At 38.9% G+C, this 22,289-nt stretch carries 20 protein-coding genes and 1 other annotated feature; of the genes, 18 read left to right on the top strand and 2 right to left on the bottom strand.

The window, feature by feature from the left end; all coding sequences use genetic code 11:
* Nucleotides 1-288 precede the first annotated feature (288 nt).
* The 4 genes from JOC76_RS23215 (at nucleotide 289) to JOC76_RS23200 (ending at nucleotide 3,731) form a co-directional block, all read left to right on the top strand.
* Nucleotides 289-1,113, top strand: coding sequence for a formate/nitrite transporter family protein (locus JOC76_RS23215; protein WP_205181154.1), 825 nt, complete (start codon nucleotides 289-291; stop codon nucleotides 1,111-1,113).
* 375 nt (nucleotides 1,114-1,488) lie between these two features.
* Nucleotides 1,489-2,484 (top strand): VanW family protein, encoded by a 996-nt coding sequence (locus JOC76_RS23210; RefSeq protein ID WP_205181153.1) that lies wholly within the window; start codon nucleotides 1,489-1,491, stop codon nucleotides 2,482-2,484.
* A 35-nt stretch (nucleotides 2,485-2,519) separates the two neighbouring features.
* The gene (locus tag JOC76_RS23205) at nucleotides 2,520-2,999 is read left to right on the top strand and encodes a PaaI family thioesterase (protein WP_205181152.1); all 480 of its coding nucleotides are present in this window, start codon (nucleotides 2,520-2,522) and stop codon (nucleotides 2,997-2,999) included.
* Between the two features lie 135 nt (nucleotides 3,000-3,134).
* A complete protein-coding gene (locus JOC76_RS23200; protein ID WP_205181151.1) occupies nucleotides 3,135-3,731 on the top strand; it encodes a branched-chain amino acid aminotransferase in 597 nt (198 codons plus the stop codon).
* Between the two features lie 67 nt (nucleotides 3,732-3,798).
* Here JOC76_RS23200 and JOC76_RS23195 read toward each other — a convergent pair whose 3' ends face one another.
* Nucleotides 3,799-4,092: a hypothetical protein gene (locus JOC76_RS23195; RefSeq protein ID WP_205181150.1), complete on the bottom strand. Its 294-nt coding sequence runs from the start codon at nucleotides 4,090-4,092 to the stop codon at nucleotides 3,799-3,801.
* Between the two features lie 212 nt (nucleotides 4,093-4,304).
* Between JOC76_RS23195 and JOC76_RS23190 the strand changes: the two genes are divergently transcribed.
* The 13 genes from JOC76_RS23190 to JOC76_RS23130 all read left to right on the top strand — a co-directional run bounded on the left by JOC76_RS23190 (nucleotide 4,305) and on the right by JOC76_RS23130 (nucleotide 21,294).
* Complete coding sequence (locus JOC76_RS23190) at nucleotides 4,305-5,864, top strand: spore germination protein (protein ID WP_205181149.1); 1,560 nt, start codon at nucleotides 4,305-4,307, stop codon at nucleotides 5,862-5,864.
* Nucleotides 5,861-7,015, top strand: coding sequence for a Ger(x)C family spore germination protein (locus JOC76_RS23185; protein WP_205181148.1), 1,155 nt, complete (start codon nucleotides 5,861-5,863; stop codon nucleotides 7,013-7,015). The genes JOC76_RS23190 and JOC76_RS23185 overlap by 4 nt, the downstream gene beginning before the upstream one ends.
* Before the next feature lie 4 nt (nucleotides 7,016-7,019).
* Complete coding sequence (locus tag JOC76_RS23180; protein WP_205181147.1) at nucleotides 7,020-7,244, top strand: hypothetical protein; 225 nt, start codon at nucleotides 7,020-7,022, stop codon at nucleotides 7,242-7,244.
* Nucleotides 7,241-8,341: a GerAB/ArcD/ProY family transporter gene (locus JOC76_RS23175; protein WP_205181146.1), complete on the top strand. Its 1,101-nt coding sequence runs from the start codon at nucleotides 7,241-7,243 to the stop codon at nucleotides 8,339-8,341. The genes JOC76_RS23180 and JOC76_RS23175 overlap by 4 nt, the downstream gene beginning before the upstream one ends.
* Nucleotides 8,342-8,436: 95 nt before the next feature.
* On the top strand, nucleotides 8,437-9,252 hold the full coding sequence (locus JOC76_RS23170) for a uroporphyrinogen-III synthase (RefSeq protein ID WP_205181145.1): 816 nt from the start codon (nucleotides 8,437-8,439) through the stop codon (nucleotides 9,250-9,252).
* Nucleotides 9,253-10,152: 900 nt separating this feature from the next.
* Nucleotides 10,153-12,399, top strand: coding sequence for an AAA domain-containing protein (locus tag JOC76_RS23165; protein ID WP_205181144.1), 2,247 nt, complete (start codon nucleotides 10,153-10,155; stop codon nucleotides 12,397-12,399).
* Nucleotides 12,400-12,449: 50 nt separating this feature from the next.
* Nucleotides 12,450-13,778: an FAD-dependent oxidoreductase gene (locus JOC76_RS23160; RefSeq protein WP_205181143.1), complete on the top strand. Its 1,329-nt coding sequence runs from the start codon at nucleotides 12,450-12,452 to the stop codon at nucleotides 13,776-13,778.
* A 95-nt stretch (nucleotides 13,779-13,873) separates the two neighbouring features.
* Nucleotides 13,874-14,076, top strand: a binding site (T-box leader).
* A gap of 59 nt (nucleotides 14,077-14,135) precedes the next feature.
* The gene (gene proB / locus JOC76_RS23155; RefSeq protein WP_205181142.1) at nucleotides 14,136-15,248 is read left to right on the top strand and encodes a glutamate 5-kinase; all 1,113 of its coding nucleotides are present in this window, start codon (nucleotides 14,136-14,138) and stop codon (nucleotides 15,246-15,248) included.
* A gap of 6 nt (nucleotides 15,249-15,254) precedes the next feature.
* Nucleotides 15,255-16,496 carry a glutamate-5-semialdehyde dehydrogenase gene (locus tag JOC76_RS23150; protein WP_205181141.1) on the top strand — a complete coding sequence of 414 codons (1,242 nt, stop codon included), beginning with the start codon at nucleotides 15,255-15,257 and terminating at the stop codon, nucleotides 16,494-16,496.
* Between the two features lie 82 nt (nucleotides 16,497-16,578).
* Complete coding sequence (locus JOC76_RS23145; RefSeq protein ID WP_205181140.1) at nucleotides 16,579-18,855, top strand: ATP-dependent DNA helicase; 2,277 nt, start codon at nucleotides 16,579-16,581, stop codon at nucleotides 18,853-18,855.
* A 128-nt stretch (nucleotides 18,856-18,983) separates the two neighbouring features.
* Nucleotides 18,984-19,238, top strand: a complete 255-nt coding sequence (locus JOC76_RS23140) for a FeoA family protein (RefSeq protein WP_205181139.1) — start codon at nucleotides 18,984-18,986, stop codon at nucleotides 19,236-19,238.
* Nucleotides 19,228-19,917 carry a FeoB small GTPase domain-containing protein gene (locus JOC76_RS23135; RefSeq protein WP_205181138.1) on the top strand — a complete coding sequence of 230 codons (690 nt, stop codon included), beginning with the start codon at nucleotides 19,228-19,230 and terminating at the stop codon, nucleotides 19,915-19,917. The genes JOC76_RS23140 and JOC76_RS23135 overlap by 11 nt, the downstream gene beginning before the upstream one ends.
* 3 nt (nucleotides 19,918-19,920) lie before the next feature.
* Nucleotides 19,921-21,294, top strand: a complete 1,374-nt coding sequence (locus JOC76_RS23130; RefSeq protein WP_205181137.1) for a nucleoside recognition domain-containing protein — start codon at nucleotides 19,921-19,923, stop codon at nucleotides 21,292-21,294.
* 46 nt (nucleotides 21,295-21,340) lie between these two features.
* Here the strand turns inward: JOC76_RS23130 and yxiS are convergent, their stop codons facing one another.
* Nucleotides 21,341-21,637 (bottom strand): protein YxiS, encoded by a 297-nt coding sequence (gene yxiS / locus JOC76_RS23125; RefSeq protein ID WP_205181136.1) that lies wholly within the window; start codon nucleotides 21,635-21,637, stop codon nucleotides 21,341-21,343.
* A 137-nt stretch (nucleotides 21,638-21,774) separates the two neighbouring features.
* Here yxiS and JOC76_RS23120 point away from each other — a divergent pair, with 137 nt between their 5' ends.
* Complete coding sequence (locus tag JOC76_RS23120; protein WP_205181135.1) at nucleotides 21,775-22,053, top strand: DUF1292 domain-containing protein; 279 nt, start codon at nucleotides 21,775-21,777, stop codon at nucleotides 22,051-22,053.
* The last annotated feature ends 236 nt before the right edge of the window (nucleotides 22,054-22,289 follow it).

Below are 22,289 nucleotides of genomic sequence, written 5' to 3'. Positions count from 1 at the left end.
ACACATCCATTCATAAAGTAATAATTATGTTTATATCGTGGCAAATAGGACTATGCAATAAAAATAAGTGTTTTACTAGTAGAATTAAAACATGTTTTTATTATAACATATTCCTTGCTTTCAATTGTAAATAGTGACTTTTGTCATACTTTATTTTTAATAAGTGGATGTAAGCGCTACAAAATTATTGAAGAAATATTCACAGGTTTTCTGAAGAAAATGCTATAAAATAGAAGTATGTTAATTATTTCACAAACGAAGTGAAAAAAAAATGAGGGAGTAATTATTATGGGGTATAGTAAACCGGATCAAATTATGGCCATTACTGTAGAAAATGGGGTTAAAAAAACGAAGTATGCACCAGTGCAAACGGTGATTTTAGGCTTTGAAGCTGGTGCATTTATAGCTCTCGGATATTTATTATTTATCCGAGTAACGGCAACACTGACCGGCAATCTGGAAGGACTAGGCAGTTTAATAGGAGCTAGTGTATTCCCAATCGGACTTATTCTTACTTTATTAGCAGGTGGAGAATTATTGACTGGGAATATGATGGCCGTACCACTAGCAAGAATGTCAAAAAGGGTTAGCACGGGAAAGGTTTTATATAACTGGTTCTTAGTAACGATCAGTAACTTTTTAGGAGCCATTTTTGTAGCCTATTTCTTTGGTCATCTTGTAGGATTAACAGAAGCCGCTCCGTTTTTAGATAAAACAGTTAGTATTGCGGGTCATAAACTTGAAGCAACATTTCTTCAGGCATTTATTTCAGGGATAGGATGTAACTGGCTGGTTGCTTCAGCTGTATGGCTTTCCTATGGAGCCGATGATATGTCTGGAAAAATTTTAGGTATTTGGTTCCCTACCATGGCTTTTGTTGCCATTGGATTTCAACACGTTGTGGCTAATATGTTTGTGATTCCAGCAGCCATTTTCACTGGACATTTTACCTGGATGGATTATATTCATAATTTTATCCCAGTCTTTTTAGGAAATGCAGTTGGAGGTACCATATTTATTGCGATGGCATATTGGCATACTTATAAAAAATATCTGCCTGTTTTAACTGAAGCAAAAGTGATTAAGCCAATGGCTAAAACAGGAACTAGGTAAATATATCTCCAAAAGCAGCTTTGAACCTATTTGTTCAGGCTGCTATTTTATTTTTTAGGCTGTGATAAAGGGTACTTGTTGATTTTGGAACGATGTTGATTGGAGCGGAAGGCGCTCGACTCCTGCGGGAGTACGGGGCAGGGGAGACCCCACAGGCGCTTTCAGCGCCGAGGAGGCTCCCCGGCACGCCCGCGGAAAGCGAACGCCTGGAGCGGAAATCAACATCCATGTTTAATACATCTTATATTTAAATGCCCACTTACATCCCTTTTTTATCAATCATATTACATTCTAAAGAGAATAAAATAGGTGAATGAAGGTAATTGATTAGTTGTTGTAGAAATACAGTATAGGAACAGAGGAGAAGTTAAGGAAATGGCTAAGCAGAGATGGGCAATTTCAGTTTTATTAATTGGGAGTTTACTAGGTTTAGCAGGATGTAATGGGGGCACGGCAACGAAGACCCCCGAACAAGAAAAGGTCAAGGAACCACAAAAGCAGCCGGTCCAAAAAAACGAGGTGCAGCCTCAAAAGGAAGAGGAACAAAAACCAGTTGTCGTTAACGTCATAGATCCGAATACAAAAGGTACCGTGAAAACCTTTTTACCAGCAGAATTAGGGTTTACGAGAAATCCAGCTTCATATAAACAAAATGTGGAACAATGGGCGAAGGACTTGGCGAGAGGAACCGAGACTACAAAGGGATACGACCAGCGGATGGTTCTTGATAAAATCGATGCAAATGGTCAAATCATTAAAGGGAAGCCTTTGATCATTTTAGACGAAGCGGAATTAGTGAATCGAGTCATGACAGCTTCGGTAGAAGGAGGTACGGTTGAACTGCCTCTAACGTTGACAGACAGCGGGTATAAGCCTGAAGATGTAGCTCATTTAAATGATGTGGTCGTTGCAAGCTATTCAACCTATTTTAACAGTGGGGTTGTCGGCCGTTCGAAAAATATCGAGCTATCGGCACAAGCAATAAATAATGTCATTGTTGGAGCACAGGATATATTTTCTTTTAATACAACGGTTGGGCCAAGTGACGCTGCTCATGGCTACCAACCAGCAAAGGAAATTGTTAATAAGCAAATGGTAATGGGGATCGGCGGAGGCATTTGCCAGACGTCGTCGACGTTATTTAATGCAGTGGACCAAGTGAGTGTTAGGTATGTGGAAAAACACCATCATTCATTAACCGTTGGTTACGTGCCACAAGGAAGAGATGCTACCGTTTCCTATGGCGGTCCGGATTTTCGTTTTCAGAACACCACAGGAGTCCCGTTTTTAATCAAAGCGATTTACGCAAATGGCAAATTAACGGTTGAAGTGAGAACATCGGCAGTTTACCAGAATCAAATAAAAAAATAACTTCAAAGGATGCTGCCGAAACGGAGGGTTAGCAAATGGATGAAAAAGTGATAAAGGCCATTCAAGATGAGTATCCAGATGATTTTGCTTGGTGTTATGGATGTGGTCGCTTAAATGATGCCGGCCATCATTTCCGAACAGGCTGGGAAGGGGATAAAACTGTTACCTTTTTTACACCGAAACCGGAACATACGGCTTTGCCTGGGTTTGTATATGGAGGTCTAATTGCCTCTTTAATTGATTGTCACGGTACCGGATCCGCTTCCTTAGCTCTGCTGAGGAAGAATGGATTTGAACCAGGTGAAGGCACAGAACCACCTCGCTTTGTAACCGCTTCCTTAAATGTAGATTTTCTAAAGCCGACCCCACACGGTGTCCCATTAAAAGCAGTCGGTAAGGTTGAAGAAATTCATCCAAAGAAATTTAAAGTAACAGCAGAAGTATATGCTGAAGAGAATCTTTGCGCTCGAGGTGAAGTCGTCGCAGTCGTTATGCCAAAAGGTTTTCTTAAATAGTAAGAAAGGTGTCAGGCACGGCTTGGCACCTTTTTTTGCTTGTTTATATTTTTAATCTTTTTGCATCAAGAAAATTTGCTTTTTTCGTAAAGTGTTTTAAGATTAGTTCAAGTAGGTGAAATAGGAGGGTTTTGATTGTTAAAAGAAAAGATTATAAACTACATTTCGGGAAGGGAAAATCAAACTAAAGAGGGAGTTGTTCTCTTTAGAGAGGAAATCGAATTTGCTGAACAAAACCAACTTTCAAATGAGAGTCATATCGTGGAAAAGGACGCAAGTATCCGTTTTGCAGATGCTTATATTGAACGTTGTGATAAAGAGACGGAAAATATGTTAAAAAATGAGACTTCCGCTTTCTTATCTGAACCACTTCAGTATTTGATGAAGCATAAAAATGAGTTTATTTATCTCGAATCTAAATGGTTTGATTTTGTGAATGTTGATGCCATCTCTCTTGAAGTAGATGATGTGTTTGGAACCTATGACGTCATGCTTGGATTGAAGTTTCAGAAAAAATTTCACGAAAAGATAAAAGAGTATTTAAATGCAAATTTACATGGTGAGGAAGCTAAGTTCGATTTAATGTTTAGCAATGAAGATGGATTATGGAATGTCAATTTTGCTTTGAATTACATAAAAGGATACCAGGATGATTTAACAATGGGTGAGGCATTCCAGTTAATCTATCATTTCTTATTCAAATTGGTGGAAGCAATCGAAAAAAATCAATAGGGACCAAAAAACTCCTAATCAGCGTGTAAGCTGGTTAGGAGTTTCTGTATGTCCTTTTCTAAGTTGATTAGCTTAATTCCTGCTCTGTGATGGAAATCGCAGATCCAGTGGATGTGTGTTCGTTCACCCAGCCTAGTGATGTTTCAGATACAGCCTCCCAATTCGGAATTTCGTCCTTGTGCTGCTCGACCCAACTCATACAGTACTGAGGATCGATATTATATTCAAAACATTGAGAGAGGAACGATTGAATCGTTTCCTGATTACAATTTTGCCAAGACCTACATGTATATCCCCAGACATTTTCCATTTTTGCTTGAATGGATACTTCATTAATAAAATTACTAAATTGACCTTCCATTGATATTCCGCTCCTCCTTACCAACAAATTTTTTGACATTTTTCAGTATGTCCAATGCTTATAAAATCAAGCCTAATTTAAAGAGATTCAGGAATATTTTTCAATTCTTGGTGCAAATTATAGAAAGTAATTTTAGAAACTATTCTGTTATCACATAGTACGTTTGTCATGGATTTATTTTGTCTAAAAATTTAACAATTCGGAGTATTTCGATGAGAAAATTTAAAAAATTTCTTAAAGAAGGTCAGAAATCAGTCCCAAGTGAGAAAATGGATAAGGAAATTGAGGCAGATTTATCAATTAATATTGACCGATTGAAAGAACTATTTGCCGATTGTTCGGATATTGTCTTTCGGCATATCGTTGCCGGTAATGTGAATGCTTATCTACTGTTTGTAGATGGGCTAATTGATACCAACAGCATCCAACTTCATGGGATTCATCAGATTCTTAAGGAGATAGAAACAGATCGAATAACTGCCGACTTTTTAGTAGAGAAAATATTATCTGCAAGCTCGGTTTTAGAAATAACGTTGCTCGATGATGCGGTTACAAATATTCTGAAAGGAAATACTGTTCTTTTAGTCGATAAGGTTAAAACCGGAATTGTTATTGATGCAAAAGGAGGACAAAGAAGAGGGGTAACAGAGCCTGAAACAGAGTCTGTCGTTCGTGGACCCCGTGAGGGTCTGACTGAAAGTATCCGGGTAAATACAGCCCTTGTCAGACAAAAAATTCGTTCAAATCGACTGAAAGCGATCGCTAAAGATGTTGGAGAAGAAACAAAGACTGGAATCGCCATCATGTATATTGATGGTTTGGTGTCACCAGAACTTTTAAAAGAAGTCCAAGCTCGTATTGACCGTATCAAAATAGACGGTGTTTTAGAAAGTGGTTATATAGAAGAGTTAATTGAAGATAATCCTTGGAGTTTTTTTCCGCAAATTCAAAATTCTGAACGTCCTGATACGATTGCAGCCAATTTATTAGAAGGCAGAGTGGCGATCATTATCGATGGTACACCTTTAGCGCTTATTATGCCAGCTACCTTTTGGCAATTCATGCAAGCAAGTGAGGATTACTACCATCGCTTCCATATTTCCATCTTTCTTCGGTTTTTGCGGATTATCTTTGTGTTCATAGCGCTCACCTTGCCGAGTCTTTATGTGGCAGTGACGACCTACCATCAAGAGATGCTTCCTACAAACCTCCTATTTAGTATTGCATCAAGCAGGGAAGCGATTCCGTTTCCAGCCTTTATAGAAGCATTAATCATGGAAATATCCTTTGAAGCTCTGAGGGAAGCAGGAGTAAGGCTTCCAAAAATCGTAGGTCAAGCAGTAAGTATTCTCGGGGCACTAGTAATTGGGCAGGCAGCAGTTGAAGCTGGCATTGTTTCAGCACCAATGGTAATTGTTGTTTCACTTACAGGGATTGCCTCGTTCACGATTCCAAGATTCAATATGGCTATTTCTATCCGGCTTTTGCGCTTTCCATTTATATTTCTAGCCGGGATGTTTGGTTTATTCGGAATTGTCTTAGGCATCTTGATCATTTTAACCCATTTAAGCAAATTAAGATCTTTTGGTATCCCCTATTTATCTCCAATTTCTCCTATGTCTAAGGAAGGTCAAAAGGATGTTTTTATAAGGGCGCCTTGGTGGTCCATGAATAAGCGTCCAAGTCAGACCGTTAAAAACGATCGAACAAGAGAAGGGGAAGATCTAAAGCCAAGTCCTGGAAAAGGCAGTGAAGAAGGGAATCCAACATGAAAGCAATCCGACTTTCGTTACCTTGTATTGTTTCCATTTTTTTATTGACAGGCTGTTGGGATCGCTCGGAAATTAATGATATCGCTTTTGTGGTCGCAACAGGGGTGGATAAAGGAGAAAAAAACCAATTTTTATTTTCCTTGCAGGTTCCACTTCCCAGCTCTATGGGAGGTGCAGGGTCAAGCGGCGGCGGCGGGGGTACAAGCGGTGAAGGTCCATACCTAGTAGCCCAAGGGACAGGCGGAAATGAACGCCAAGCGATGGAGGAAATCCAAACCAAATTATCTAGAAGGGTTTATTTAGGTCACCGAAGAGTCCATATAATTGGAGAATCTCTAGCAGAAGCAGGGATCAAGAAAACATTAAATGCAGTCTTCACACAGCCTCGCTCAAGGATTTCAACCTTTCTGCTTATTTCAAAGGGAGATGCCGTAAATCTATTAAAGACACAACCCAGGATGGAACAATATTCGGGCGAGGGAATGAGAGAAATGTCTAAAAACAGTCTTAATATGACAGTGCGCAGTGCTCTTCAGGATTTGTATCGTGAAGGGAAGGACATGATTATTCCTATGATCAATACAGCTGGTACAACGAAAACAGATAAAACAAAAAAAGAAGTCCAAATGCAGAGGTTTGCTGTATTTAAAGATGATAAACTTGTCTTTTCTACGAATAAGAATGAAAGTGCAGGCGTATTATGGTTATTTGAAAAAATGCTAAAGAAATCTGCTTCCTTTCCGGTAGCAAAAAATGAAGAGATTTCTGTTCAGATTTTTGAAAATCAAACTAAACCAAAGCTTAAGATTGTAGACGGAAAACCTACTTTTCTCCTCACTGTCAAGACTGTAGGCGTCTTATTCGAGAATGAGCCTAATTATCGAATTGAGGATCCCCAAACATATCGGTTAGTTATTAGCAAAATGGAAGGTCAAATAAAAAAAGAAATTGAAGCAATCTTAAATCATGCTCATTCACAGGGAGTAGATGTGTTTGGGTTTGGCTGGTATCTCTTTAAATATAAGCATCAAGAATGGAATCAAAATTGGAAGAACGACTGGCGCACGATCCTGCCAAATTTAAAAGTCACGATTAAAGTAGACGCTGATATTCAAAGATCCGCGAATTCAGGAATTGTAGAAAAGGAATGACAATATGAAATTAGGTATGATTGTTGTCTGGATAAGTCTTATTTCCTATATCCTTTTTGTCTTTAAAAAAAATATTGTCAGTAAAAAAGAACGAAAATGGGTGTATGTTTTTGTAGGCGCTGCATTAGGTATTTCAATGCTAGATTTTTTTCACTTATCACTCAGCACCATTACTACATTTTTGAATGTAACTTTTGAGGGTATTTTGAGAATGGTTGTGAAATTATGAAACAAAAGGTCTCGGCTTTTCAATTATCACTATTAGTAGCAAATTTAATATTTGCTGGACCCATCATCAGTCTGCCACAAATCATTTTACAACAAGGCGACCAAAATGCATGGGTCGTCCCGATTATCATCTACCCGCTTTTAATTTCTTTTATCTTTATTATTTTTGGTAAAAACACTCAGCAAGAATGGTTACAAAATGTTCTGTTGATTGGCAGTAAAAGTAAATGGAGCGAGAAGGGGTTCATTTTAATCTTCCTTCTGTTTGTCCTTTTTACTTTAATTAGGGATTTAAGAGGGATGTTTGATTTTGTGGCAACAGTCCTTTTGCCCACGACGCCAAATGATATCTTAATGGTACTTTCTATCTTAGTGATGGTATACATTGCTCTTTCTGGGATTGAGGTAATAGCCCGAGTAACGGCCATCCACTTTACTTTACTATTCATTATTGTGACTATGCTTCCATTATTATTAATGAATGAATGGGATTTTGGAAATCTACAGCCCCTCCTTGGGATGGAATCTATTACAACCATCTTAAGAGCGACTTTTATAACCTTCTCATGGATGGGAGAGATTTTATTTTTTTTAATCATTATTTCAAATATCGACCCACCACATAAAGCACGTCGAGCAGTAATGATAGGAACCGGGCTTGGTTTGTTTCTCTTCTTAGTTGTAATCCTTTCCTCTTTAGCTGTATTAGGAGTAAAGATTATCCGAGAATCTACTTACCCTAGCCTCATGTTAATTCAACAAATTAATATTACCGATTTTCTTGATCGGCTTGATTTGGTCATTACGGTTGTATGGCTGCCAACCATTTTTACGAAGGTGGCCTTTCTTCTTTATGCAATCAATCATTGCTTTAGCTATCTATACAAGGGAAATACGAACAAATTCTTGTTTCCGATCGCTTTTATTGTTGGTTATTTGTCCATCCTAATGTTTAAGAATACAATGGACCTTTTACGGTTTTCTTTCTTTACATGGAATATAGTTGGTCTTATCATCGAAATGATGTTAATTTTTCTCTTCCTTTTTGTTAAAAGAAATATAAAAATAAGGTTAAAAAACAAGGAAGCAGAGACTTAATACATTTATCAACGGAAAAAAGTGAGAGAAAAACCATCTTTTTTTGTTTCAAAATATGTTACATTTATAAATAAAAAAAGATGTGAGGTACCTAAATGGAAAAGGGTCTATCAGGAAAACGAATCGTGGTTGGCGGTTCTAGGAAACTTGAAGAAATTAGTACATTAATCGAAAAACAAGGTGGCATTCCTGTTGTTCGTTCACTGCAAGGGACTGTGTTTTTAGCAGAGAAGGAAGTGGAGCCTGATTTAGTTGAATTTATTGAGCAAGGCGCCGATTGGGTCATTTTTACGACTGGTATTGGAATCGAAACATTATTAAATATTGCTGCAAAGTTGGGGCTAGAAGAAGCTTTTATTGACAAAATCCGTATGGCAAAAGTCGCATCACGCGGTTATAAATCTTTGTCCGCGCTGAAGAAATTACAAATTGAGCCTATTGTAACCGCAGATGATGGGACGACAAAGGGTCTAGTGCGTGCTTTTGAAGGAATTGATTTTACTGGAAAACGAGTCATGCTGCAGCTTCATGGCGAAACCGCACCAGCATTAACTCAATATTTAGAAGAACAGGGTGCGGAAGTCCAAAAAATTCTCCCCTATCAACATATTGAACCCGAAACCGAGACTGTTAAAACTCTCTGTGAGGAACTGAAAAACCAAGAGTGTGATGCCGTCTGTTTTACGACAGCCGTTCAAGTTCGATCATTATTTAACTATGCCAAGCAACATAATTATGCTCATGAACTGGTTGAAGCATTTAAGGGACATACTCTAGCGGTTGCTGTTGGCAAGGTCACTCTAGAAGCGTTAAAGGAAGAGGGAATTGACCGTGTGTTAGCACCTGAAAATGAACGAATGGGTGCCATGATTATTACCCTAGCAAATTATTACCTGAAAGCAAGCTGCTAATCCGCCCATATTGTAAAAGCATTCGACCAATAACTAACGAGTTCTCTTGATGGGGAGTTGTGAAAAAAACACAGTCTTTCGCATCTAATTCGGTAACTAAATTTACTCAAAAATAACATTATTTTAAAAAGAAAAGAGCATCATTTAGGTGCTCTTTTCCATTCATCTATTTTCTTCATATACCACAAAAATAAATCTTGCAAATCACCATTTAATGATTCTTTATCCCCGATAAACTTCATTTCGCTTTCCTCTTGTTTGCCAGGTAGGGACTGCATTTCTAGAGATTCCTTTAAACTTGTCTCTGTTATTACTAAATGTTGATTTACTGTGTTTGAAAAATAAACGGTAAAATTCCGCCTAAATGGGGAAATACACTATTTTCCTTAAAAATAAAGGAAGTTTTTCCGTTTATATTATCCAAATCTTTGGATTTTGTCTTATTTAGAGCAGTTAAACGGAATTTCTCCGCTTATATCTGCTTCTTAACCTTCCTCTTTATACATTACCCGGAAATTCTCCGCCTATGAATTCTCATATCTACACGAAAATCAACAATGAATAATAACAGATCCTTAAACTGTAAAATTGCACAATTTTAACAGTAGATTTAGACAATAAAATCCACCAAAATTAGCAAGAACATAAATCATTGTACATTATTTTTCTACTACTGAAACCAACGTATTTTTTCGCATAAAAACCTTGAAAACGGCTTTATATTAATTAAAGTAGACCATTCCGATTAAGCGATATGGTCTACTAATCTTTTGGTTATTTTGGGTAAAACTCCTCCTGAAGTGAACCCGTTAACCAATAACCGAATGCTTTTTTCTTTTTGATGGTATAATGCTATAGTAATTTACAGCACAAGGTAACCCCTATTAAAGGATGAGAAAAATGAACACCGTAGTTTCTTATATAAAAGAGTGGCAGCAGGCACTCCAGAGTGAAATTCAATTTTTAAAAAAATTTGGCAGTAATAAATTCCTTGTTAGCAACGGCAGGCTGTTATCTACAGATGGTTCCTATTCCTATTATTTTGAAACAACCACTTCACTAAGGATACCTGTCGGTTCATCCGTTCGACTCGAATGGGGAAGTATGTCTCAGCAAGGGAGAGTCTTGTCTTCAGAGGGAAAAGGAGTCATCTTAGCACTTGAACAATCGTTTGGAGACCTCATTTCGGAAGCCACTTTGTTTCATGATCCATGGGAACTTCTTGATCATCTAATAGAACGACTGGATGAAATCAAAAAGGACAAACAAAAGAGGCTTCGAGTTAAAAAATTAATGGATCCTTCGATGCCAGCCAATCACCCGCTTGAAAAAATAAAGAGCAATGTACATGAGTTAGTTCTTCGATCAAAATACAATCCTGTCACCTTTGTATGGGGACCACCTGGTACGGGTAAAACCTATACACTAGCGAGAACGGCAGCCAATAAATATTTTCAAGAAAAGCGTGTTTTAATCCTCTCGCATAGCAATCAAGCAGTAGATGTTCTCCTCGGTGAATTAACGGACTTTATCCAAAAGAAAGACCGTTTCCGTGAAGGGGACGTTCTTCGTTATGGATTCGGTACAGGTGAACGCACGGATAATCGGCAGGCGATTACCACCACTGAATTGCTTCAGAATCAAGATCCTAGTCTTGCAGAAGAAAAGGAAAAATTACTTGAAGATAGAAAACTGGTAAAGCAAGACATTGCTCGTTCTTTTAGTAAAAGGGATACGAATCAACTTCTGGAGCTTGAGACGAAGATTGCCAGAGTATTGGAAAAAATTCGTCAAAAGGAAATAGAATTTGTTAAAGATGCGTATATAGTGGGGGTAACGCTCGCGAAAGCAGCCAGCGATCCGGCTATTTATGAAAAAACATTTGATGTCGTTATCATCGATGAAGCGAGTATGGCGTATGTACCTCAAGCGGCATTCGCTGCCGCACTTGGGAAACGGGTCATTATTTGCGGCGATTTTAAGCAGCTGCCGCCAATTGCTGCCTCAAGGGACTCATTGGTAACGAAATGGTTAAGGGAGGATATTTTTCACCGAGCAGGAGTAGTTGATTGGGTAAATGACGGTAGACTACATCCGCATCTATTTCTATTAGAAGAACAACGGCGTATGCACCCGGATATTTCTGCTTTTACCAATCAATATATCTATCATTCACTTGTTGGTGACCATGAGAGTGTTAGAAAGAGCAGGAACAAAATAGTGGAAAGCGCTCCGTTTCCAAATCGCGCCTCCATTCTAGTTGATACTAGTTTTACAGGGGCCTATTGTTTGACGGAGAGGACCTCCCAATCAAGAATCAATATTTGGCAGGTACTGTTATCCTTTCACTTAATTCATGAGTCCTATTTGAGTGGCTTACGTTCTATCGGTTATGTGACTCCCTACCGTGCTCAGGCCCAGTTAATGGAATTGATTCTTGAGGATTTATATCAAGAACAACGCTTGAATGCAGACATCATTGCGGCAACCGTTCACAGATTCCAAGGCAGCGAGCGGGATGTGATGATATTTGATACGGTCGAAGGTGCACCGCAAAGTCGAGCAGGTATGCTATTAACGGGTAAGGATAGTGAACGATTAATCAATGTTGCCATAACAAGGACAAAAGGGAAGTTTATCCATGTCAGCAATCAAGCCTTTATCCGAAGACATGTATTTCAAGGGAAAACATTAAGGCAGTTAGTCGAGCATCAGGTAAAGCAACTGCAGACGGTGGAAACAAAGGATATTGGTAAGTGGATTAAACATCAGCACCTCAAGTTACAATGGATGCATGCCCGAAAATTAGAAAATGTATTTCAAGATATTGAAACTGCTAGGGCATCGATTGTGATTTCCTTGCCTGCTCATACAAGACTTTCCCCAGAATGGCTGGAGAAGCTTAATAATCGTGAAAAAATCGTAAAATTAACTGTAATTTCTGAATCAGAATGGATGGAACTTCGACCGGATCATAGAGTGGCAGAAGGTTTGTCGTTTCCCTTTATCATCGTGGATCAACAGTTTTTGTGGCTAGGTCTTCCACTAGAAGGAACAAAGGAAATTCAACCTCCGTTTGTAGCAGCCAGACTGGATTCAGAGAAGGTCAGTGAATATCTGTTAAGTCAATTTATCACGCGGGAATAGAATTACTGTATCGTCAATTGAATATAGACAAAAAAGGGGAAAAGTTGAAATTGAAGTATGACCAGGGGAACCATCAAGCGATTATTATTGGAGGAGGAATAGCAGGCAAATTAATTGCCGCCGCGATTTCACCTTATTTTCATAGAGTACGAATTTTAGAAAAAGATGCAAAACCGGAAAGTCAAACCACCATCAGAAATGGCGTTCTACAAGCACATCATCTCCATTTGCTCCTTCATGCTGGTGACCATGCCTTAGAACGCCTTTTTCCTGGATTTCAAGAGGACATGGTAAAACACGGATCAATCAAGATTGATTCCTTAAATGACCTTGCTTGGTTTCATCACGGAGTTTGGAAACTGCGTTTTCCAAGCAATAATATTACTTTTTTACAAACGAGGACCTTGCTAGAATCGTATATTGAGGAAAGGGTAAAGCAAATTGGCAATGTGACTTATCAATACGGTATAAAAGTACAATCCTTTCTATTATCAGAGGACGGAAGCAAGGTTTGTGGTGTTGATGTTCTTCATGAAAGTAAGCCAAAAAGGATAAAGGGAGATTTGATCATTGACACGAGCGGAGCGGCCTCCTTTACAAGAGGGTGGTTAGAAAAGCAGGGAAGGACAGTCCCTAAAGAAACAGTCGAAATAGGCCTTTGTTATGCTACACGAAAATATACACTCTCTGAGCCGCCAAAGAATTTTAAAATAAAGATTCTTTATCCGGATCCCGCTAAGGAAACATTAGGCGGTACATTGTCAATGGTGGAAAACAATCAATGTATAGTTACGATCAACGGTTATCTAAATACTCTCAATCCTGTCGATGTCAAAGATTCTGAGGGCTTTCTCAAAATGACGGAGAAGTTACCACTGCCTGATATTTTTAAAGAATTACAGAATGGAACTTCCATATCGGATACAGCTATTTATCAGGTTCCTCAGATACAGTGGCGTCACTTTGAAAAAGTAGATTTACCTGATGGATTATTAGTAGCAGGTGATGCGATTTGCCGAATCAATCCCGTTTTTGGACAGGGCATGAGTATTGCGGCTTTAGAAGCGCTTGCGATTGGAGATTACTTTGCTACAACATCCCACATAGGTCCAATGAAAAAATTACAAAAACAATTAGCAAAAATTATTTCCCCCGTTTGGTCGATGGTTCTTTGTGAAGATTTTAGATATAGTGATGTGAAAGGGAAGAAACCATTTGGTTTGACGTTCCAACAATGGTATGTAAAAAAAATATTTTTATTATCTGCTAAGAATCAAGCAATCTATAAAGATTTAGTGAGGGTAATGAATCTAGTGGATCCTGCAACGATCCTTTTTAAACCATCGACCCTAAAAGAAGTCTTTAATCGAAAAAAATAAATAGGGCTTCGTCACAGTAATCAATTTATCTTTTTATGTTTTTCATCTTGACAATTTTTCAATTTCTTAAGATAATCAAATAAATTATAAATTGAAAATGGTATGGGATTAGTAAATTATTGGAATGTGTTAGAGAGTGAAACCCATTGGCTGAAAGGTTTCTCACGGAAAGATAATTGAACCTGCCCTTTTAAAAGCTGCTTATGCAAACATAGGCCGTTCCCCTCGTTACGGGTTCAAGAGGATGCAATTGCATCAATAAAGGTGGTACCGCGGAAACGATTCTTCCGTCCTTTTTTCAAGGACAGTAGAATCGTTTTTTTTATTTATTTTTTATTATGAAAGGTCGTACTAAAAATGAAAAAACAGCTGGTGGTCGTAAAAATTGGAAGCAGCTCATTAACAAATGCTACGGGAACCATATCCGAAGAGAAAATGCGTGATCATGTGGAGGCACTTGCCTATTTAAAAGCACAGGGCCATGAAGTGATTTTGATATCATCCGGTGCTATTGCAGCGGGATTTGGCTCGCTTGGCTATCCGACAAGACCCAAAACGACAGCTGGGAAACAGGCGGCCGCTGCAGTCGGGCAAGGACTCTTAATGCAACATTATATTGAACTTTTTAACGAGTTTAATATCATTCCTGCGCAAATGTTATTAACGAGAGAAGATTTTTATAGCCAGACACGCTTTCAAAACTTATTCTCAACAATTTATGAACTGCTCCAAAGAGGGGTCATGCCCATTATTAATGAAAATGATTCTGTTTCGATTGAGGAATTAACCTTTGGGGATAACGATTTACTATCAGCCCTTGTCAGTGGATTTTTACATGCGAATGCCTTGATTATTTTAACAGATATTAATGGACTCTATGATGGCAATCCAAATGTATCCAAGGATGCGAAAAAGTTTAATTTCATTCCTGAGGTTTCAGATGACTTACTTGGATTTGCTGGAGAAAGTGGTTCATCTGTCGGTACTGGCGGTATGAAATCGAAATTGCTGGCGGCGAAGAAGGCTCTTTCGCTTGGTGTCAGTGTGTTTGTAGGCACAGGAAAAGGGAAAGAAAAGCTTGTTGATATCTTAGAAGGAAAAGGGGACGGCACCTATATTGGCGGCCCGTTCCACTCCCAAATGCAAATGAGAAAGCAGTGGATTGCCTATCATTCTCAAGTCGGAGGAATCATAGAAATAGATGATGGGGCTGAAAAAGCGATTTTATTCCAAGGAAAAAGTTTATTGCCCGTAGGGGTTACTAAAGTCAATGGAGACTTTAATGCCTTAGATGTCGTCGAGGTAAGAAATCAAAAAGGGAAAACAGTTGGCAAAGGACAAGTTTTTTATTCTGCACAGGATCTTAAAACGGTCAAAGGGTTGCCAAGCAATGAAGCGAAGAGTTATTCAATTAACAAAAAAGCAGAAGTGATCCATCGTGATAATTGGGTCACATTACCGAAGGAGTGATTGGGTATGGGAGAACTGTTGGAAAAAGCAAAGAAACTTAAAGTGGCATCAAAACAATTAGGCATGATCTCGACTGTTGAAAAAAACGAAGCACTATTGAAACTGGCAGACCACCTATTAACAGAAAAAGAATATATTCTGCGTGAAAATGCCAAGGACATCGAAGCAGGTAAGGACAACGGACTTTCTACATCCCTACTTGATCGCCTGCTTTTAACAGAAGAAAGAATCGAACAAATTGTCGATGGAGTACGGCAGTTAATTCATCTAGATGATCCGATTGGTGAAACCATTGAAGCATGGGAGAGACCAAACGGGTTACAAATTGAAACGATCCGTGTTCCGCTTGGAGTAGTAGGCATGGTGTATGAGGCTCGTCCAAATGTTACAGTGGATGCCGGAAGTCTCTGTTTAAAGGCAGGCAATGCAGTACTGTTGCGTGGAAGCTCATCAGCCATTCATTCCAATAAGGCATTAGTTCAGGTAATGCAGGGAGCATTAAAAGGAACAGCGATTCCAGAGGATGCCGTACAATTACTTGAAGATACTAGCCGAGAAACTGCCGCTGAAATGTTTAGATTAAATGAATATTTGGATGTATTGATTCCACGCGGCGGGGCTGGGCTGATTCAAACCGTTGTTCAGAATGCGACAGTACCTGTTCTAGAAACAGGTGTTGGTAATTGTCATGTTTTTATTGATGAAACCGCCGAAAAGAAAATGGCGATTGATATTGCCATCAATGCAAAGTTACATCGTCCATCCGTTTGTAATGCGGCGGAAACTGTGCTTGTTCATGAAAACTGGCCTTATATTTCAGAATTATTAAGCAGTTTGCAGGATAAAGGGGTTGAACTGCGCGGTGATGAATCGTTGGTAGCTGATTATACATTTGTGAAACAAGCAACAGAGGAAGATTGGGCATCAGAATTTTTAGCACCAATTTTAGCTGTTAAAAAAGTTAGTGATGTTAGAGAAGCGATTAGCCATATCGATCAATATGGTACTAAGCATTCGGAAGCCATTATTGGTGAAAATGCCGAAAATGTGCGCTTATTTTTCCAAGCGATCGATGCGGCAGTTCTTTATCATAATGCTTCAACTCGTTTCACGGATGGGGAACAGTTTGGCTATGGTGCTGAAATTGGGATTAGCACACAAAAACTGCATGCTCGTGGTCCAATGGGACTTAAGGCATTAACGACGACTAAAGCAATTGTACGCGGAACTGGACAAATTCGATCTTAAGATATGAAAATAGCGCAGAAATGCGCTATTTTTTGTTATACTAAATACAAACGTATATTCTCATATAGTGAGTTGGTAACGCATGACGACTAACATTCAAATATCAGTAAGAACACTTGTTGAACATGTTTTTAAGAGCGGCAGTATTGATGCTCGCTTTCGTTCGCAATCAGCCATGGTGGATGGGACCAAGATTCATCAAAAAATTCAGAAGACCTATCAAGAAGGCGATCAAAAGGAAGTGTATCTCAGTACTGTGATCCCCTATGAGGGACTGAACTTCTTGATTGATGGCAGATGTGACGGGTTATTGTTCCAAGATGGTCGGATGGTCATCGACGAGATCAAATCCTTTTCACAGCCGCTCAATCAATTAGAACCGCAAGGATATGCTGTTCACTGGGCCCAAGCCAAAATGTATGCCTATATTACGGTGAAGGACAGGGAACTGGAAGAAGTTGATGTACAGTTAACCTATGTACACGTGGAGACGGAAGAGAAAAGGTTTCTCAAACAGAGGTTTACACTGAATGAGCTTGAAAGGTTTGTCTTAGAGGTCATTCAAAGCTATGCTCCCTATGCCAAATTACTGGACGACCATCGCAATAAAAGAAATGAAAGTTGCAAAGAATTGCTCTTTCCGTTTAAGGGCTATCGAAATGGGCAGAGAAAATTAGCTGGGGCTGTTTATAAGACTATTAAAGATCAAAAGAATTTATTTGCCAAAGCCCCAACTGGGATTGGAAAAACCATTTCAACACTATTTCCAGCTATGAAGGCAATGGGAGAAGAACAGATTAATCGAGTTTTTTATCTTACAGCCAAGACCATTACCAGAACAGCTGTGGAAGAGGCTTTTGCGCGAATGGGTTCCTGTGGATTATGTATGAAGACCGTGACCATTACAGCGAAAGACAAGGTATGTTTTCAAGAGGAAACCAACTGTCAAAAGGAGGCCTGTGAGTTCGCGAATAGTTATTATGATCGAATCAATGAAGCCATTTTTGATATATTAACGAACGAAAACACCCTAAATCGGGACGTGATTGAACAGTATGCTCGTAAACATAGGGTTTGTCCATTTGAATATTCTCTAGATTTGGCCTACTCAGCAGATGCCATTATATGTGACTATAATTATATTTTTGACCCGCGTGTCTCGTTAAAACGCTTATTAGAAGAGCAAAAGAAATCGACTGCCATCCTCGTGGATGAAGCGCATAATCTTGTAGACCGAGGGCGGGAGATGTTTTCTGCCAGCTTAAACAAAGAGCCTTTCCTTCAATTAAAGAAGGACTTTAAGGGGAAAGTTCAAGAAATATATGAAGCAGCCAATAAAATCAATTTGTTATTTATTCAATTAAAAAAAGTTGAAGAGGATAAAAGAGAGTTTGTTTTAGAACAACTCGGTGAAGATTTTTTAGCAGGAATCCATCAATTTTTGATTGCAGCTGAAGAAGTTCTGCCATTAGAAGCTCCACCACTACTACTAGAAACGTATTTTAAGGTCAATCAATTTGTGAAAATAGCAGAACTACTTGATGAACATTTTGTTATTTATGCTGCAAAAGAACGAAACGATGTAACCATCAAATTGTTTTGTATCGATCCTTCCCTTCTTCTTCGCCAGATGGGAAAAGGCTATCGCGCCAAGATCTTTTTTTCCGCCACCCTTTCGCCCATGCCATATTATCAGGATATTCTTGGCGGAGGAGAGGGAGATTATGCGATTAGCATCCCGTCACCCTTTAGAGAAGAGCAAGTCGATGTTTATATTAAAGCACTGTCCACACGTTACCATGACCGGGAAAAGACGAGAGAGAGAATAGTTTTGGAGATTCAAACTTTAATCACTAATCGTCCTGGGAATTACCTTATCTTTTTCCCTTCCTATCAATATTTACTGTCAGTTTATGAGCAATTTACACAATTCAATGAAGCGACCAACACCATTGTTCAGGAAGCAGGAATGACGGAAGTTGAACGAGAAGCGTTTTTAGCGGCATTTAAACCAAATCAAACAGAGTCCTTAGTGGGTTTTGCTGTCCTTGGCGGGATTTTTTCGGAAGGTGTTGATTTAATCGGTGACCGCTTAAATGGAGTAATCGTGATTGGCGTTGGATTACCTCAGGTTTGTTTCGAACGAAATCTTATTAAAGACCACTTTGCGGACCAAGGGAAAAACGGCTATGAATATGCCTATGTGTTTCCGGGACTCAATAAGGTTTTACAAGCAGGAGGGAGATTGATCCGCTCGGAAACAGACCATGGGACGATTGTCTTAATTGACGATCGGTTCTTACAGAGTAGGTATCAACAGTTGCTTCCAAAGGAATGGAAACAATTTACAATGATTTAAATAGAGATTTATGAAGCGGTCAAAAAAAGGCTGCTTTTTTTCTATTTTCCGTGACATAATTCTCGGAAGTATCATATAATTAAAGAAAAGTTGCGCACGGGAAAAACTTTAGAGAAGGGGAAAGAGAGATGGATAAACCTAAAAAAATTCAATTAGTTAATGGGGAAAAAGGAAATATCATTAAAATTACTTCATTAAATTTAGAGGGTGTGATGAGGAGAAGATTATTAGATTTAGGTTTTGTAGTGGGAGCATTAGTGGAAGTGGTCCGAAAAAGTCCTTTGGGCGATCCAATTGCTTTCCGTGTCAGTCAAACCACCATCGCGCTTAGAAAAGAAGAAAGCTCAAAAATAGAGGGGGTTCTGATATCGTATGGGGAATGAATACAGAATTGCTCTGGCTGGAAATCCCAACACGGGTAAAAGCACTTTGTTTAATGCCTTAACCGGTCTTAGACAGCATACAGGTAATTGGGCTGGAAAGACGGTTTCCATGGCGGAAGGCAGTGTTCCATTCAAGGATAAGACCTTTCATTTAATTGATTTGCCAGGAACCTACTCCCTTTTTTCAAATTCAACCGATGAAGAGGTTGCTAGAAATTATATTGTTTTTGAAAAACCAGATGTGACTCTTGTTGTTTTGGATGCAACTGCGCTTGAACGAAATTTAAATCTCGCGCTGCAAGTATTAGAGATGACGAAAAATGTGGTGATTTGCATTAATTTAATCGATGTCGCCGAAGTGCAGGGCATTCATATCAATGAACGGCTGCTAACGAATCGTTTAGGGGTCCCGGTGATAAAAATTTCGGCAAGAAATAAAAAGGGATTTCAGATGCTCCTTGACACTATTGATCGAATTATTACGGGGAAAATTTCATGTGTTCCTATCCAAATGATGTATCCTGATGAGATTGAAGAAAAGATAAAAATCATTGAACCAAAGGTACAAAAATTGCTTGGCAGTGACTTATCTTCTCGCTGGGTTTCTCTAAGATTATTAGATGGGGATGAAGCGCTTCTTAATGAAATCAATAAACGAATGGTGCCGGAGGTGGTGTAAACAATGAGCATTCAGGAGCTTTATACAGAGGCACAATCCCTGTCAACGGCAAAACTTAGAGATGAAATTGTCCAGCAGCTATATACAAAAAGCCGGCAATTATGTAATGAAGGGATTTCATATTCAAAAACTAAACAAGATACTCGAACAGAAAAACTTGATCACATCTTAACTTCCCCAATATTTGGCTTCCCGATTATGATTACTATGTTAGGGGTATTGTTTTATTTAACAATCGCCGGAGCTAATCTTCCTTCTTCTATGCTAGCAGAGTTGTTTGGTTTCATTGAAGGGAAACTAACATCCCTCTTTCAGGCTATACATGCACCGAATTGGATTCATGGAATTCTTGTACTTGGTTTATACCGGGGTACCACATGGGTTGTTAGTGTCATGCTACCGCCAATGGCTATTTTCTTTCCAGCCTTTGCTCTTTTAGAAAATTACGGTTACCTGCCTAGAGTAGCCTTTAATATGGATCGGCTATTTAAACGGGTTGGGGCTCATGGGAAGCAATCGCTAACGATGGCAATGGGGTTTGGCTGTAACGCAGCGGCTGTAATCTCAACAAGAATCATTGAATCGCCACGGGAAAGAATGCTTGCGATTTTAACCAATAACTTTGTCCCTTGTAATGGCCGTTGGGGTACATTGATTCTGTTTGCTTCGTTATTTATGGCGGCTAATTTTACAGGTGGTATAAAATCATTAATCACTACAGGTGTTATCGTGGGGATTGTCTTATTTGGAATTATCGTGACCTTCTTCGTCTCTTGGGTTCTTTCTAAAACAGCACTTAAAGGGGTACCCACACACTATACGTTAGAATTGCCGCCATATCGGAAGCCTAAAATTCTTGATACAGTCATCCGATCTTCCTTAACTAAATCTTGGTCTGTCTTAGTTCGGGCTGTTAAAGTGGCCGCTCCTGCAGCTATTCTTACATGGGTGTTTGCTAACATTTATATCGGGGACACAAGTATCCTCATGTATGCAGTTCATTTCTTAGACCCCTTCGGTAAGTTGCTTGGTCTTGATGGTTTTATTATGATGGCGTTTATCCTCGGTCTTCCGGCAAATGAAATTGTTGTGCCGATTCTTTTAATGGGCTATCTTTCAACCGGTTCCTTAACAGAAGTCGATAATTTAGCTGATTTGAAACAAATTTTTCTCGATCAAGGATGGACGTGGCTGACCGCTCTTAATATGATGTTATTTTCCCTGCTGCACTATCCTTGCGGTACTACACTACTTAATATTTATAAAGAAACGAAGAGTAAAAAGTGGACGTTTCTAGCGTTTCTTATTCCGACCGTAATTGCCATCATTGTACCATTGGTTATTACACAGACAGTAAAATTTCTTGATATTCTTTAAAATAAAGGCAGCGTTTCTGGTGTAACCCGGAAACTACTGCCTCTTTTTATTTCCGTTTTTGAATTTCCTCTGTGATTACAAATGCAAGATCATCGTTGCCGAACAAGGAAAGAACACCTAGCAGCGTTTGATCGGCAATTTCCCCTGCTTCCTCTTTTGGGACAGTTAATTCAATGGCTTCTCTTAAAGCAGGATTGGATGACTGATTTGGATAGGCCCGCAAATAGAGTTCTTCTGGATCAAGATCATGGTTCACACACCACTGGGCAAAAACAAGAATCATCATCTTTTCTTCACCTTGGTATTGTTGTACGATTTTTTCTTCTAAATCTTTTGAATGCATGTTAATTTCTCCTTTGTGACGATAAAAAGCTTTATACGATTTATTTTACCATAAAAATATCAGCACAATTTGGTATAGAAAGGCTTTTATGAGATACTGTCAGTGAATAAAATTTTTTAGTTAAAGGGGAATTTGTGATGAGCAAGATTGAAGTAGGCGAAATTTTTACGATTAGTGATGAAAGTAACGAGGAGCAAGAAGTAGAAGTTTTGGGTGTGATGACCATTGAAGAAAATGATTATGTCGCTGTTGCATTTGCGGAAGATGTAAAACAAGAAACAGAAGAGGATATTGATATTTTCTTTTTAAAAGTGGATGAGGATGGCGATTTTTCAGCTATTGAAAGTGATGAGGAATTCGATAAGGTTTCCGCTGCATTTGATGAAATGATGGATGAGGAAGAAGAGGAAGAATGATTTTTTTTAGAGAGAGGATTTACACCTCTCTTTTTTTTGCTATGTTAAAGGTCGTTTTGATTTTGAAACCATTTTGATTGGAGCGGAAGGCAGTCGACTCCTGCGGGAGTACGGGGCAGGGGAGACCCCACAGGCGCATTGGCGAGGGCACTGAAAAAGTCCACATTTTAAGCAGTTGAAAGGTAGATTTTATCGACCTTTCAACTGCTTTTTTGTTTTATAATAAAATTATTAAA

The sequence above is a fragment of the Neobacillus cucumis genome, from assembly GCF_016908975.1.
Taxonomy (GTDB): domain Bacteria; phylum Bacillota; class Bacilli; order Bacillales; family Cytobacillaceae; genus Neobacillus; species Neobacillus cucumis.
Note: the sequence above shows the minus strand (reverse complement) of the source record. Positions and strands in the feature narration are given on the sequence as shown.